The 15571-nt window shown below is 53.7% G+C and carries 13 protein-coding genes and 1 tRNA gene; all 14 read left to right on the top strand.

Annotated elements, in window-relative coordinates; translation table 11 throughout:
* Nucleotides 1–140, top strand: a 140-nt coding sequence (gene tuf, locus O6944_04685) for an elongation factor Tu (protein ID MCZ6718435.1), incomplete at its 5' end; no start/stop codon positions are given.
* 95 nt (nt 141–235) lie between these two features.
* A tRNA-Trp gene (locus tag O6944_04680) sits at nt 236–311 on the top strand.
* A 68-nt stretch (nt 312–379) separates the two neighbouring features.
* Nucleotides 380–757 carry a preprotein translocase subunit SecE gene (secE, locus tag O6944_04675; GenBank protein MCZ6718434.1) on the top strand — a complete coding sequence of 126 codons (378 nt, stop codon included), beginning with the start codon at nt 380–382 and terminating at the stop codon, nt 755–757.
* A 4-nt stretch (nt 758–761) separates the two neighbouring features.
* Nucleotides 762–1295, top strand: coding sequence for a transcription termination/antitermination protein NusG (gene nusG / locus O6944_04670; protein MCZ6718433.1), 534 nt, complete (start codon nt 762–764; stop codon nt 1293–1295).
* Nucleotides 1296–1375: 80 nt separating this feature from the next.
* Nucleotides 1376–1807 carry a 50S ribosomal protein L11 gene (gene rplK, locus O6944_04665; protein MCZ6718432.1) on the top strand — a complete coding sequence of 144 codons (432 nt, stop codon included), beginning with the start codon at nt 1376–1378 and terminating at the stop codon, nt 1805–1807.
* A gap of 2 nt (nt 1808–1809) precedes the next feature.
* Nucleotides 1810–2505, top strand: coding sequence for a 50S ribosomal protein L1 (gene rplA, locus O6944_04660; GenBank protein MCZ6718431.1), 696 nt, complete (start codon nt 1810–1812; stop codon nt 2503–2505).
* Nucleotides 2506–2529: 24 nt separating this feature from the next.
* Nucleotides 2530–3057 (top strand): 50S ribosomal protein L10, encoded by a 528-nt coding sequence (gene rplJ / locus O6944_04655; protein ID MCZ6718430.1) that lies wholly within the window; start codon nt 2530–2532, stop codon nt 3055–3057.
* A 49-nt stretch (nt 3058–3106) separates the two neighbouring features.
* Nucleotides 3107–3487, top strand: a complete 381-nt coding sequence (gene rplL, locus O6944_04650; protein ID MCZ6718429.1) for a 50S ribosomal protein L7/L12 — start codon at nt 3107–3109, stop codon at nt 3485–3487.
* 209 nt (nt 3488–3696) lie between these two features.
* Nucleotides 3697–7776, top strand: coding sequence for a DNA-directed RNA polymerase subunit beta (gene rpoB, locus O6944_04645; protein MCZ6718428.1), 4080 nt, complete (start codon nt 3697–3699; stop codon nt 7774–7776).
* An 86-nt stretch (nt 7777–7862) separates the two neighbouring features.
* Nucleotides 7863–12143: a DNA-directed RNA polymerase subunit beta' gene (gene rpoC / locus O6944_04640; GenBank protein ID MCZ6718427.1), complete on the top strand. Its 4281-nt coding sequence runs from the start codon at nt 7863–7865 to the stop codon at nt 12141–12143.
* 192 nt (nt 12144–12335) lie between these two features.
* Entirely contained in the window at nt 12336–12710 is a 375-nt protein-coding gene (gene rpsL / locus O6944_04635) for a 30S ribosomal protein S12 (protein MCZ6718426.1), read from the top strand.
* 45 nt (nt 12711–12755) lie between these two features.
* A complete protein-coding gene (gene rpsG, locus O6944_04630; protein ID MCZ6718425.1) occupies nt 12756–13226 on the top strand; it encodes a 30S ribosomal protein S7 in 471 nt (156 codons plus the stop codon).
* 55 nt (nt 13227–13281) lie between these two features.
* Nucleotides 13282–15414: an elongation factor G gene (gene fusA / locus O6944_04625; protein ID MCZ6718424.1), complete on the top strand. Its 2133-nt coding sequence runs from the start codon at nt 13282–13284 to the stop codon at nt 15412–15414.
* 7 nt (nt 15415–15421) lie between these two features.
* The coding region (locus tag O6944_04620; protein MCZ6718423.1) for a GTP-binding protein at nt 15422–15571 on the top strand (150 nt) is incomplete at its 3' end.

The raw sequence follows: 15571 nt of genomic DNA, 5'->3' as shown, positions 1-15571 counted from the left end.
AGATGGTGATGCCGGGTGACAACGTGAAGATGACGGGGAAGTTGATTGCGCCGATTGCGATGGAAGAGGGATTGCGATTTGCCATTCGTGAAGGCGGCCGTACCGTTGGTGCCGGCGTCGTCTCCAAAATAATCGAGTAAGTGGGCAGGGTTGAATTGAGTACATGTCATTGGGCTCTGATGTCGACGCACCTCTGCGCCCTGGGTTTGTGAACCCAGATAACCGAGCCCGATCTAGGCCAGTAGCTCAATTGGCAGAGCGGCGGTCTCCAAAACCGCAGGTTGGGGGTTCGATTCCCTCCTGGCCTGCCATTTCCCTTGTGGGCCTGCGCCTCCCGGGGCGTGACGACGAACGTGCGGTGATCGATTGATTAATTCATATGAGTTCAAAGGCGGAATCCCACGGGTCAAAATTGGACACCATCAAGCTCCTCACGGCGTTATTGTTGGTCATATGCGCCGTTGTGGGGTTCTATATCTATGCGGATCAGTCATTGCTGCTCAGAGTCGTCGGGCTAATGACGGCGGTGGCTATAGCCGTCGTTGTTGCCCTACAAACTGGAAAGGGGCGTCATACTTGGGCGTTTTTTCAGGACGCACAAATCGAGGTACGGAAAGTTGTATGGCCAACGCGGCAAGAGACCGTGCAGACAACACTCATTGTGATGTTAATGGTCGTATTGGTGGCCATCTTCCTGTGGTTTCTCGACATGTTCTTGGGATGGGCCATTCGGCTCTTGACTGGCCAGGGAGGCTGAGTGCGTGCAATTGAGATGGTATGTGGTGCATGCCTATTCGGGTTACGAGCAGCAGGTGATGCGTTCGTTGAAGGAGCGTATTGAACGCAGTGGTTTGCAGAGTAGGTTTGGAGATATCTTGGTGCCCACAGAGGAAGTCGTTGAGATGCGCGGAGGGCAGAAGCGCAAGAGCGATCGTAAGTTCTTTCCCGGCTACGTACTCGTGCAGATGGAAATGGATGACGACACATGGCACCTCGTCAAGGATGTACCAAGAGTCATGGGTTTCATCGGGGGAACCAGTGCCAGGCCTGCGCCTATCAGTGATAAAGAGGCGAAGACAATTCTCGAACGTATGGAAGAAGGTGCAGAAAAACCGCGACCCAAAGTACTTTTTGATCCGGGGGAAGTGGTACGAGTCATTGACGGACCCTTTAAGGACTTCAACGGTGTAGTCGAGGAAGTGAATTACGAGAAAAGTCGCTTACGTGTCGCAGTACTCATCTTTGGTCGGCCTACACCGGTGGAACTTGAATTCAGCCAAGTTGGGAAGGAGTAGTCAACGCATCACGTCGTAGCGGGTATGGGCAAACAGTGTTGTATAAGGAGTGTTGAGCTGCATTAATCGAGGACCGTTTTTTGGCAAAGAAGATCGAAACATACATTAAGTTGCAGGTACCAGCGGGACAGGCTAATCCAAGTCCGCCTGTTGGGCCAGCGCTTGGCCAACATGGCGTCAATATTATGGAGTTTTGCAAGGTTTTCAATGCTCAGACGCAGAACATGGAGCCTGGGTTGCCCGTACCGGTTGTCATCACGGTGTACTCGGATCGTAGCTTCACCTTTGTGACTAAGACGCCGCCCGCCTCATTTTTACTGAAGAAGGCGGCGGGTGTCGCAAAAGGGAGCGGTGAACCGAATACCGAAAAGGTCGGTAAGGTAACGCGTGCGCAAATCGAGGAGATTGCGACGACCAAAATGCCAGATTTGACTGCTGCTGAATTGGAAGCAGCGGTAAGAAGTATCGCGGGCACAGCGCGAAGTATGGGCATTGAGACGGAAGGGATTTAGGCATGGCGAGGCGATCCAAGAGAGTAAGAAGCTGCCGGGAAAAGCTTGAGCCGGGCAAGCAATATGCTGTCGATGAGGCGCTTCAATTGCTCAAGGAGATATCGTCCGTTCAATTCACGGAGTCGGTCGACGTGAGTGTCAATCTGGGTGTTGATCCGAGAAAGTCGGATCAGGCCGTAAGGGGCTCGACCGTGTTGCCCCACGGAACGGGTAAGACGATACGGGTGGCCGTTTTTGCGCAGGGCGATCAGGCGCAGGCCGCGACAGCGGCTGGCGCTGACATCGTTGGATATGAGGATTTGGCGGAAAAAGTGAAAGGTGGGCAGATCGATTTCGACGTCGCGGTTGCCGCGCCAGATGCAATGAAACTCGTGGGGCAACTGGGACAAATTCTGGGGCCGCGCGGCCTCATGCCTAACCCAAAAGTAGGGACTGTCACTGCCGATGTGGCGGGCGCGGTAAAAAACGCCAAGGCAGGTCAAGTTCGCTATCGGACTGACAAGGCCGGCATTATTCACTGCTTAATCGGTAAGATGTCATTCGAGGTAGATGCATTACGTGAGAACTTGCAGGCACTTTTGGCTGATCTTGATAAAGCAAAACCAAGCACAGCCAAAGGCGTCTATAGGAAAAAGGTGACAGTCTCGAGCACGATGGGGCCAGGGATTGTGGTCGATCAGAGGAGCCTTGCCCTTTGACGAAGGAAATAGGAGCTGAACGGTATGAGTCTATCACTTGATGGGAAAAAAAATATTGTCAAAGAGGTTGCTGAGATTGCCTCCAGATCTAATACAGCAATCGCTGCAGAGTACCGTGGGTTAAGTGTCGCGGACATGACGCGGCTGCGTCGTTCGGCGCGCGATGCGAATGTTGTATTACGCGTTGTCAGAAACACGTTGGCGCGGCGGGCGCTTGAGGGGACTGAGTTTGCCTGTATGCGGGATGGGTTGATTGGGCCCTTGTTGCTCGTATTCTCACCAGATGAGCCTGGCGCAGCCGCGAAGCTAGTGCGGGATTTTGCGAAAGAGAATGACAAACTCGTTGTGAAGCTCGTGGCAACGGGTGGGAGCCTGTTAGAGACCTCAGCAATTGAATCACTTGCGAACTTACCAAGTCGCGAGCAAGCAATCGGCTTGTTGATGGGGGTTATGAAGGCGCCCATCGAAAAGCTCGCGCGTACATTGGCAGCGCCTTATAGCGTGCTGGTTCGCACTGTGGCAGCGGTTCGTGATCAACAGCAGGCTGCCTAAAGCCGAAATATACGCTACATCACCTGAATTTAACCTGGGAGTTTGCGCTATGGCTGTATCGAAAGAGGAAATTTTGAAGACCGTTTCCAACATGACTGTGTTGGAAATTGTCGAGCTGGTTGAGGCAATGGAAGAGAAATTTGGCGTGTCGGCCGCCACCGTTGCTGCTGTCCCAGCAGGCGCTGCGGTGGCACCCGCTGCTGAGGCAGCTGAAGAGAAGACAGAATTTAATGTGGTCTTATCGAGCTTCGGCGAGAACAAAGTGGCTGTTATTAAAGCGGTCCGTGCGATGACAGCGATGGGTCTGAAAGAGGCTAAGGAACTCGTCGAGGGTGCACCTTCCACTATTAAGGAGGGGGCCTCGAAAGAGGAGGCTGAGGAGAACAAGAAACTATTGGAAGACGCGGGCGCAACGGTCGAACTCCAGTAGACGTACGCTTGAGAGAAATGTCTGCCAGTGTTTTGGAGCAGCGGGTGGCTTCCCGTCATCCGTCGCTACGTATTGTTCCAGGGTCGAGACATAGCCCCTGGGATCAGGGCTCGATCTGCCTGTACGCTCACCGCTGGCGATGCCGCAACGAGCACACCTTATACCGTGCTTGCCACTTCTTCTCATCGGTGACCATTTGAGGAATCATGATGGCTTATTCCTATACACAGAAGAAGCGTATCCGGAAAGACTTTGGCAAACGTCCGAGCATTCTAGAGGTTCCCTATCTACTCTCAACCCAGATCAACTCCTATGCAGCTTTTCTTCAGACCGATCTGCCACCGGATGATCGTAACGATGCCGGTCTCCATGGCACATTCAAGTCAGTGTTTCCGATACGAAGCCATTCTGGAAGTGCTGTCCTTGAGTATGTGAGCTACGACCTAGGGGATCCTGTATTCGATGTTAAGGAATGCCGGTTACGGGGCCTAACCTATGCCGCTTCGTTGCGGGTGAAGCTTCAACTCATTATCTACGACAAGGAGGCGAGTACAAGCAGTAAAGCGGTGAAGGATATAAAGGAACAGGAAGTCTACATGGGCGAACTGCCGCTCATGACCAAGAATGGCACGTTTGTAATCAACGGTACGGAGCGCGTTATCGTTTCCCAGTTGCACCGTTCCCCGGGTGTCTTTTTTGAACATGACAAGGGCAAAACGCATTCATCTGGCAAGCTGCTATTCTCAGCGCGTGTTATTCCATATAGAGGTTCTTGGCTAGATTTTGAGTTCGACGCGAAGGATCTCGTGTATGCACGTATCGACCGGCGTCGGAAGATTCGGGCAACTATCCTGCTGCGTGCACTCGACTGCTCGACCGAGGAAATCCTAGGTGTCTTTTTCGAATCGAATACCTTCAAATTAAACAAGAAGAACATCAGGCTAAAGATGATACCAGACCGTCTGCGAGGGGAAACGGCTTCCTTTGATATTAAGACAAAGAAGGGCAAGCTCATTGTTGAGAAAGAACGGCGTATAACAGCGCGTCATATCCGCGAGCTCGAGAAGGCCGGGCTAAGGGAACTGGAAGTACCGGTTGAATATCTCGTCGGAAAGACTCTTGCAATAGATATCGTTGATAAGTCGACTGGTGAGGTACTCGCAGAGGCAAATTCTGAAATTTCTGAGGAAATGCTGGAACAGTTTAGAGATGCGGGTATCTCGAAGCTGGAGACTCTCTATACTAATGATCTCGATCGCGGCCCCTATATCTCTGAAACGTTGCGTGGTGATCCAACGCGTACGGCACTCGATGCCCAAATCGAGATATACCGGATGATGCGCCCCGGAGAGCCTCCGACCAAGGATGCGGCTGAAAAACTTTTCAAAAATCTGTTCTTCAGTTCAGACCGTTATAACCTTTCGGCGGTCGGGCGCATGAAGTTTAATCGCCGCGTCGGACGCAAGGATGAGGATGGTCCAGGTGTGCTCACGAAAGAAGACATTATCGACGTGCTTAAGATGCTAATTGCGGTACGTGATGGCAAGAGTGCTGTCGATGATATTGATCATCTTGGAAATCGCCGTGTTAGAAGCGTCGGGGAGATGGCGGAAAACCAGTTTCGGGTGGGCTTAGTGCGTGTGGAACGTGCCGTTAAAGAGCGACTCTCTCTGGCAGAGTCCGAAGGTCTCATGCCTCAGGAGATGATCCATGCAAAGCCGGTGTCTGCGGTGATCAAGGAATTTTTTGGGTCTAGCCAATTATCCCAATTCATGGATCAAAACAATCCGCTATCCGAAGTGACACACAAGCGCCGCATTTCTGCACTGGGGCCAGGCGGATTGACACGCGAGCGTGCGGGTTTTGAAGTACGCGATGTTCATCCAACGCATTATGGTCGTGTCTGCCCGATTGAGACACCGGAAGGACCGAACATCGGTTTGATAAATTCGCTGGCGATTTACGCCCGCGCCAACAAGTATGGGTTTTTAGAGACGCCTTACCGAAGAGTGGTCAATGGCAAGGTCACCGACAAGGTTGAATATCTCTCGGCCATCGAGGAAGGCGAGTATGTGATCGCCCAAGCTAATGCAACCCTGGATGCGAGAGGGAGGTTGGTTGATGAACTGGTCTCCTGTCGTTATCAGAACGAGTTCACGCTGTTGACCCCAGACAGGGTGCAATATATGGACATTTCACCTCGGCAGATCGTTTCCGTCGCAGCGGCATTAATTCCATTTTTGGAACATGACGATGCCAATCGGGCGTTGATGGGCTCCAATATGCAACGCCAAGCCGTGCCCACTTTGCGTACAGAGAAACCACTCATTGGCACTGGCATAGAGCGGACCGTTGCGATTGATTCCGGTGTGACGGTGGTTACGGAGCGTGGTGGTGTTGTGGATTCGGTCGATGCGAGCCGTGTTGTAGTTTCCGTCAACGACGACGAAACGATAGCAGGTGAACCGGGTGTCGACATCTATAATCTGACCAAATACACGCGATCTAACCAGAACACCTGCATCAATCAGAGGCCCTTGGTGAAGCCGGGAGATGTCATCGCTCGCGGGGATGTGCTTGCGGATGGGCCAGCGACCGACATGGGGGAGCTGGCCCTGGGTCAGAATCTGTTCGTGGCGTTTATGCCGTGGAACGGCTACAACTTCGAGGACTCCATTCTTGTTTCTGAGCGCGTGGTGGAAGAGGACCGCTATACCACCATCCACATCGAGGAACTGACCTGCGTAGCTCGAGACACGAAACTTGGTCCTGAGGAGATCACGGCCGATATACCAAACGTAAGTGAAGGAGCGCTCTCCAAGCTGGATGAATCGGGCATTGTGTACATCGGTGCCGAGGTGAACATGGGCGACATCCTGGTGGGGAAGGTCACGCCCAAGGGTGAGACGCAACTCACGCCGGAGGAGAAACTGATCCGGGCGATCTTCGGCGAGAAGGCATCTGATGTGAAGGACACATCGCTCAAAGTGCCATCGGGGATGAACGGCATAGTTATTGATGTCCAACTATTTACCCGGGACGGAGTGGAAAAAGATGCCCGCGCGTTAGAGATCGAAAATGTCGAGTTGGCAAGCGTCAAGAAAGACTTGAATGACCAGTTCCGAATCATGGAGGAAGGGGTCTACCAGCGCGTTGAGAGATTACTGACGGGCAAGCTTGCCGACGGCGGCCCCCAGGGACTTGAGGCCGGCACGAAGATCTCCAAGGGATATCTCGAAGGGCTGAGTCGGGAAAAGTTATTCAAGATCCGCCTGCGCAACGAGTCCGTGAATGCTCAGCTGGAGCAGGCGGCGGTGCAGCTTGAGCAATTGCGCAAGGATTTCGATAAGCGCTATGAAGAGAAGCACACAAAACTTACCTCAGGTGACGATCTGGCGCCCGGCGTACTGAAGATGGTCAAGGTCTATCTGGCGGTCAAGCGACGCATACAGCCTGGTGACAAGATGGCCGGACGCCATGGTAATAAGGGCGTGATCTCCACAATCGTCCCTGTCGAAGACATGCCTTACATGGATGACGGCACCCCGATCGATATCGTACTGAACCCGCTGGGGGTGCCCTCGCGAATGAATGTCGGCCAGGTACTGGAGACACATCTTGGCTGGGCCGCGAAAGGCTTGGGTGAGCAGATCGGAAAGATGCTCCAGGAGCAAGCCCGCATTCCGGCAATCCGTCGGTTTTTGGATCAGATCTACAATACCAGCGGCAAGAAAGAGGATCTGCGGTCGCTCACTGACGATGAAATCCTGCAGCTTGCAGAGAATCTTAAGGACGGGGTACCAATGGCGACACCCGTTTTTGATGGAGCGAGCGAAAGTGAAGTTACGGAGATGTTGGAATTGGCAGGGCTGCCAAAAAGTGGCCAGAGCATCCTTTACGATGGACGCACAGGCGAACCCTTCGATCGTCCAATCACGGTGGGCTACATGTATATGATGAAGCTCAATCATCTGGTCGATGACAAGATGCATGCACGGTCCACCGGACCCTATAGTCTTGTGACCCAGCAACCTTTAGGAGGCAAGGCTCAGTTCGGTGGCCAACGTTTTGGGGAAATGGAAGTCTGGGCGCTGGAGGCGTACGGCGCCGCCTATACGCTGCAGGAGATGCTCACCGTCAAATCTGACGACGTCAATGGTCGCACGAAGATGTACAAAAACATCGTGGATGGTGACCATCGCATGGAAGCAGGTATGCCGGAATCCTTCAATGTGCTGGTTAAGGAGATCCGTTCATTGGGTATCGATATTGAATTGGAACAAAACTAGTGTGCGTTGGTATAGCGAACGTGCTTGAGCATACGGTGTCATTGCAAAGCATTGCGGATTTAGCCACCCAACGGAGGTAGCAGACCTTGAAAGACTTACTGAGACTTCTAAGACAGCAAGGACAGGTTGAGGAATTCGATGCGATTAGCATTGGCCTTGCCTCTCCGGAAAAGATCCGCTCCTGGTCGTATGGCGAGGTTAAAAAGCCCGAGACTATTAATTACAGGACATTTAAACCTGAGCGGGACGGCCTCTTCTGTGCAAAGATCTTCGGTCCGGTTAAGGATTATGAATGTCTGTGTGGGAAGTACAAGCGACTCAAGCACCGTGGGGTGGTGTGCGAGAAATGCGGTGTGGAGGTTACCCTGTCTAAAGTGCGCCGTGAGCGCATGGCTCACATTGAGTTAGCGAGCCCGGTTGCCCATATATGGTTCCTCAAATCGCTTCCCTCTCGTATGGGATTGCTACTCGACATGACACTCAGGGAAATCGAGCGCGTGCTCTACTTTGAAGCCCATGTCGTGATCGACCCGGGGATGACGCAGCTTGAGCGTGGCCAAACCCTCACTGAAGAAGCTTATCTTGATGCGATAGAGCAATACGGTGACGAGTTCGATGCGCGCATGGGGGCCGAGGCGATACACGAGCTGCTCAGGACGATTGATATCCCGACGGAGGTTGCCAAGCTTCGAGAGGAGATCCCGAAAACCAACTCAGAGACCAAGCTGAAAAAGCTGACCAAGCGCCTGAAACTACTTGAGGCCTTTATGCATTCGGGGAATCGGCCGGAATGGATTGTTTTACGGGCCTTACCCGTCCTTCCGCCGGACCTCAGGCCACTGGTTCCTCTGGATGGTGGCCGCTTTGCCACGTCTGACCTTAATGATCTCTACCGGCGCGTCATAAATCGAAATAACCGGCTGAAACGGCTGCTTGACCTCAACGCTCCGGACATTATCGTCCGTAATGAGAAGCGGATGCTGCAGGAGGCCGTGGATGCGTTGCTGGATAATGGCCGTCGAGGCCGGGCTATTACCGGCACGAACAAACTACCCTTGAAGTCCCTTGCTGACATGATCAAGGGAAAGCAGGGTCGCTTCCGCCAGAATCTATTAGGCAAACGCGTTGACTACTCTGGGCGTTCGGTGATCGTGGTCGGACCCACGCTGAAGCTGCATCAGTGTGGTCTACCAAAGAAGATGGCGTTGGAGCTTTTCAAGCCGTATATCTTCGGCAAGTTGGAACGGCGTGGACTTGCGACGACGATAAAGGCTGCAAAAAAGTTGGTTGAGCGAGAGGGGCCGGAAGTCTGGGATGTGCTTGAGGAAGTCATCCGTGAGCATCCGGTGCTCTTGAATCGTGCACCCACATTACACCGCCTCGGTATTCAGGCATTTGAGCCGGTACTGATCGAAGGGAAGGCAATCCAGTTGCACCCACTCGTGTGCTCGGCATTTAATGCGGATTTTGATGGTGACCAGATGGCAGTGCATGTGCCGCTGTCGGTGGAGGCGCAACTCGAAGCGCGTACCTTGATGATGTCCACGAATAACATCCTGTCACCGGCGAATGGGGAGCCGATCATCGTGCCGACGCAAGATGTTGTTTTAGGGTTGTATTACTTGACGCGGGAATCGGCAAGTGCACGCGGCCAGGGCATGACGTTCGCCGATGTCGCGGAGGTCCACCGTGCGTATGAGAACAGAGTGGTCGATCTGCATGCTGGGATTTCGGTTCGTATCCGAGATGTCAGCTTTGATGAGAACGGGGATCGTGAGGAGTCATGGAAGCGGGTTGAGACGACGGTCGGCCGTGCTTTGCTGTCGCCCTTGGTGCCGGAGGGGCTCCCGTTTGATCTCGTCAACAAGGTTTTGAACAACAAGGCTGTGTCGCAGTTAATCGATTCATGCTATCGCCAATTGGGGCTCAAGGACACCGTGATCTTTGCGGATAAACTGATGTACACCGGCTTTGCTTGTGCCACTAAGGCGGGTATTTCAATCGGGGTTGAGGATATGGTGGTTCCTGATGAAAAGAAGGCGATCATCAGCAAGGCGGAAACCGGAGTCAAAGCGATTGAAAAGCAATATGCGTCGGGTCTGGTAACTAATGGAGAGCGATACAACAAAGTTGTAGACATTTGGTCTCACACCAATGACCAGGTTGCCAAGGCCATGATGGAAAAGTTGGGAACTGAACACGTCCGCGATCGCGAAGGCAAGGACGTTCAGCAGGCTTCCTTCAACTCTATTTTTATGATGGCGGATTCCGGTGCGCGCGGTTCCGCAGCGCAGATACGCCAACTCGCCGGTATGCGTGGCCTTATGGCAAAGCCGGACGGTTCCATCATCGAGACCCCGATCACAGCTAACTTCCGAGAGGGCCTGGACGTCTTGCAGTATTTTATTTCCACCCATGGCGCGCGTAAGGGTCTGGCCGATACGGCATTAAAGACTGCAAATTCCGGTTACCTCACCCGCCGGCTTGTTGATGTCGCCCAGGATCTGGTGGTCACCGAAGTCGATTGTGGCACCGACGCAGGACTGGTGATGATGCCGCTAATCGAAGGGGGGGACGTGGTTGAACCGTTGCGTGAGCGGGTGCTTGGGAGGATGGTGGCAAAGGACGCTTGTAAGGCGGATTCAGATGAGGTCGTTGCGCCTGCCGGAACGCTGCTTGATGAACAGTGGGTTGAGCGCTTGGAGACAGTAGGTGTTGATAAAGTCATCGTTCGCTCCCCCATTACGTGTGAGACGCGTTACGGAATATGTGCCGCGTGCTATGGCCGAGATCTGGGTCGTGGCCACCCGGTTAACATTGGTGAAGCTGTCGGTGTCGTAGCCGCCCAATCCATCGGTGAACCCGGCACCCAGTTGACGATGCGGACCTTCCATATCGGGGGTGCTGCTTCGCGCGCAGTGGCGGTCAGCAATATCGAGATCCAATCTAAGGGCAAGATCAGGTTGCACAATGTGAAGCTCTTGCACAGGGAAGAGGGCAAATATGTGGCTGTGTCGCGTTCAGGCGAACTTGCGTTGCTTGACGAAGTTGGGCGTGAGCGAGAACGTTACAAGGTCCCCTATGGGGCAGTACTCACCGTAGTGGATGGGGACGCCGTCCAGCCAGGGCAGGTCGTTGCCAATTGGGACCCCCATACCCATCCCGTGGTCGCGGAGGTTGCGGGTCGCGTCCAGTTCTCTGATATCGTGGATGGCGTAACCGTCAACCGCCATGTTGATGAGATCACGGGGCTCACAAACATGGTGATCACGGATCCCAAGCAACGCGGTATCGGTGCCAAGGATCTGCGCCCCACAGTCAAACTCGTGCACGAGAAGGGAAGGGGCAAGGCAAAAGCCAAGACCAAGACGAAAGGAAAGACTAAGGATAAGGAGCTCTTGATCCCCGGCACAGATATTCCAGCCCACTATTACTTGCCGCCGAGAGCTATCATCAGCGTGGAAGAAGGCGGGCATGTTAACGTGGGGGATGTGATTGCACGCCTACCGCAGGAGTCGTTTAAGACCCGTGATATCACCGGTGGTTTGCCGCGAGTTGCGGATCTTTTTGAGGCGCGAAAGCCCAAAGAGCCAGCCGTTCTGGCGGAGATCTCCGGAACGGTCAGCTTTGGAAAGGATACCAAAGGGAAGCAGCGGGTCATCATAACCAGCAAGGAAGGTGACACACACGAAGAACTCATTCCCAAATGGCGCCATGTGACGATATTTGAAGGGGAACACGTCGAACGCGGGGAGAGTTTGGTGGAAGGCCCACCTGTTCCCCATGACATCTTGCGACTCATGGGGGTGCATGCACTTGCGAACTACATCGTCATTGAGATTCAGGAGGTCTACCGGCTCCAGGGCGTCAAGATCAACGACAAGCATATCGAGATTATCGTCCACCAGATGCTGCGCAAGGCGGAGATAACGGATCCAGGGGATACTCAGTACCTCAAGGGCGAGCAAGTGGACCGTCCGCGCGTGCTCGAAGAAAATGAGCGTATCGAGGCCGATGGTAAGAAGCCGGCCAGTTGGCAACCGGTCCTGCTTGGCATCACCAAGGCGTCTCTATCGACGGAATCGTTCATATCGGCGGCTTCCTTTCAGGAGACCACTCGTGTGTTGACCGAGGCGTCGGTGAATGGCAAGCGAGATAAACTCAGGGGACTGAAGGAAAACGTGATCGTCGGTCGCTTGATACCGGCGGGTACTGGGCTCGCCTACCATGCGGAACGCAAGCGCCAGCGCCTTCAGGGGGCTGATGCGGCGTTTGAAACCGCCGAGAGTGAGCCTCCTGCAGCGGTGGCTGAGGCGCCAGTCAGCGTCGAACAGATGGATAAGGTGCGCCACACGACGGGTGCGTAGAAGCTGCCCCTGTCTTGACAGGGGAGCGCAAAAAGCCTTAAAATTCCGCGGCTTTGACAGGCTGGAGTGACTCCTGCCTGTCGTTTTTTTAGGAGTTTGGAAACGGGTCATGTCGACTCAGCGGCCTGGGCGATATGGCTTGGTGCCCCGCCGTTATCTAATGATGTATTACCGGTTCTTGGATGCTCGCCAATGGCAACGATTAACCAGCTGGTCAGAAGGCCTAGAAAACGCCAGCGCAGCAAGAACAATGTCCCGGCGCTTGAGGCATGCCCTCAAAAGCGTGGTGTGTGTGTGCGTGTCTACACCACGACGCCTAAGAAGCCGAACTCTGCATTACGCAAGGTAGCGCGGGTACGCCTTACAAACGGCCAGGAAGTTACGACCTATATTGGCGGCGAAGGCCATAATCTGCAAGAGCACTCCGTAATACTGATCCGTGGTGGCCGCGTTAAGGACCTGCCGGGGGTACGGTATCACACGGTGCGCGGTACCTTGGATACGTCGGGCGTCACCTCCAGGCGTCAAGGTCGCTCGAAGTACGGTGCGAAGCGACCCAAGGCGTAGTCGTCAAGCCGTGGGATGCGAACGTTTAATTTGAGTGTCAGTCTTATGCCAAGAAGAAGAATAGTCGCTAAACGTGCCATCCTCCCCGATCCGAAGTTTGAGGATCAAACCGTGGCTAAATTCATTAACATGATAATGCGGAGCGGCAAGAAATCCGTTGCGGAAAAGATCGTTTACGGGGCCCTGGATCAGATTGCAGCCAAGGGGGCGGCCGAGCCACTGGAGGTATTTAATAAAGCGCTGAACAATGTGCGGCCGGTTGTTGAGGTGAAATCAAGGCGCGTTGGTGGTGCGACCTACCAGATCCCTGTTGAAGTGCGTGTGGGAAGGAGCATGACACTGGCGATGCGGTGGATTGTCGATGCGGCCAGCAAGCGCGGTGAAAAAGACATGGGGATGCGCCTAGCGGGCGAACTCCTCGACGCGTCCGAGAGCAAAGGCTCTGCCATCAAAAAGCGTGAAGGTACCCATCGAATGGCAGAGGCCAACAGGGCGTTTTCTCATTTTCGCTGGTAGGTCTGCCAAAGGCAGTTTCCTGCCCTGATGGAGTATAGACAGCGGGATAAGTATCGTGGCAAGGACAACACCCATTGAGCGTTATCGCAATCTCGGCATCATGGCCCACATCGATGCAGGGAAGACTACGACTACCGAACGTATCCTTTACTACACCGGCGTATCGCACAAGATTGGGGAGGTTCATGATGGCGCGGCTGTCATGGATTGGATGGAGCAGGAACAGGAGAGAGGGATCACGATCACCTCGGCGGCAACTACCTGTTTCTGGCGGGGTATGGCGAACCAGCATCCAGAATATCGCATCAATATCATCGACACACCCGGGCACGTCGACTTTACAATTGAGGTGGAGCGATCTCTCCGAGTCCTCGATGGGGCCTGCGCTATATTCTGTGGTGTAGCTGGCGTAGAGCCGCAATCGGAAACGGTGTGGCGCCAAGCGAACAAGTACAGCGTCCCACGTATCGCGTTTGTCAACAAGATGGATCGGGCTGGCGCGAATTTTCTGCGCGTTGCCCAACAGATCCAGGAACGTTTGGGTAGCAGTACGATACCGGTACAACTTCCTGTGGGGGTCGAAGATAAGTTTCAAGGCGTTGTTGACCTTATTCGAATGAAGGCGATCTACTGGGATGATGCGACGATGGGCATGCGGTTTGAGGAACGGGATATTCCTGCTGACTTACTTGATGCAAGTCGTGAGTGGCGCGAGAAGATGCTTGAGGCCGCGGCTGAAGCGTCCGAAGAACTCATGGATAAATATCTAGAATCAGGAGAGCTTTCACCTGACGAGATCAGGCAGGGACTACGGCTACGCACACTTAAGAATGAAGTGGTGCCTACCCTGTGTGGGTCTGCCTTCAAGAATAAAGGCGTACAGGCCCTGTTGGATGCCGTGATTGACTATCTACCGGCTCCCGTCGATGTTCCTCCAATAAAAGGAATCCTCGATGATGGCAAAGGCACCGAAGCCGAACGGCCCGCCTCAGACGATACACCGTACGCATCACTTGCTTTTAAGATTGCCACGGATCCGTTTGTTGGAAGCTTGACATTCTTCCGCGTGTACTCCGGCATACTCAAGTCCGGTAATACGGTCTACAACCCCGTTAAGGGTAGGAAAGAGCGCATTGGGCGGATTCTGCAGATGCACTCCAACACTCGGGTTGAGATCAAAGAAGTACGCGCGGGCGATATTGCGGCTGCTGTTGGGCTCAAGTCCGTCACTACAGGCGATACGCTCTGCGACGTTAATAACGTGATTACATTAGAGCGCATAGAGTTTCCTGATCCCGTGATCTCTATCGCTATAGAACCAAAGACAAAAGGCGATCACGACAAGATGGATGCAAGCTTAAGCAAACTTGCAACGGAGGATCCATCCTTCCGGGTTCATACGGACGAGGAGTCAGGGCAAACCATCATATCTGGGATGGGTGAATTGCACCTTGAGATCATCGTTGATCGCCTACGAAGAGAGTTCAACGTGGATGGCAATGTGGGTAAACCCCAGGTCGCCTATCGTGAGACGATTCGCAAGGTCGTGGATAAGGCCGAAGGCAAGTTCGTTCGCCAGACAGGCGGCCGCGGTCAATATGGCCATGTTTTACTGCGGATTGAGCCGAACGAACCTGGCGGTGGGTATGAGTTTGCCAACGAGATCGTCGGTGGCGTTGTTCCAAAGGAATACATACGAGCTGTCGATAAAGGTGTTCAGGGGCAGATGGAAAATGGAACCCTTGCTGGTTACCCGGTTGTGGATGTCAAGGTGACACTTTACGACGGCTCGTATCACGAAGTCGATTCCAGTGAGGTGGCCTTCAAAGTTGCAGGAGCATTGGGGTTTAAGGAAGGTGTTTCCAAGGCTCAACCAGTCTTGCTGGAGCCTGTTATGAAGGTGGAGGTGGTCACGCCGGAACAATACCTCGGCGCAGTGAACGGCGATCTGAATCGGCGCCGCGCCGTCTTGCACGGCACGGACGATACGCCGGCGGGGAAGGTGATCCGCGCTGAGGTTCCTCTTGCCGAGATGTTTGATTATGCGACCGACCTGCGTTCCGCCACGCAAGGTCGTGCTACCTTCACAATGGAGTTTTCAAAATACAGTGAGGTACCCGCGAGTATTGCGGAGGCGGTGGTAAAGCAAACTGAGTACCCTGACAAACAGAAAAGTATGACGAGGTAACGCGACCGTGCCGAAAGCAAAATTTGAGCGAACGAAGCCGCATGTAAACGTTGGGACGATAGGGCACGTTGATCATGGTAAGACGACGTTAACGGCGGCGATGACGAAGATTTTGGCGAAGAAGTACGGTGGTGAGTACAGGGCGTACGAGCAGATA

Source organism: Gammaproteobacteria bacterium (genome assembly GCA_027296625.1).
Classification (GTDB): Bacteria; Pseudomonadota; Gammaproteobacteria; order JAKEHO01; family JAKEHO01; genus JAKEHO01.
Note: the sequence above shows the minus strand (reverse complement) of the source record. Positions and strands in the feature narration are given on the sequence as shown.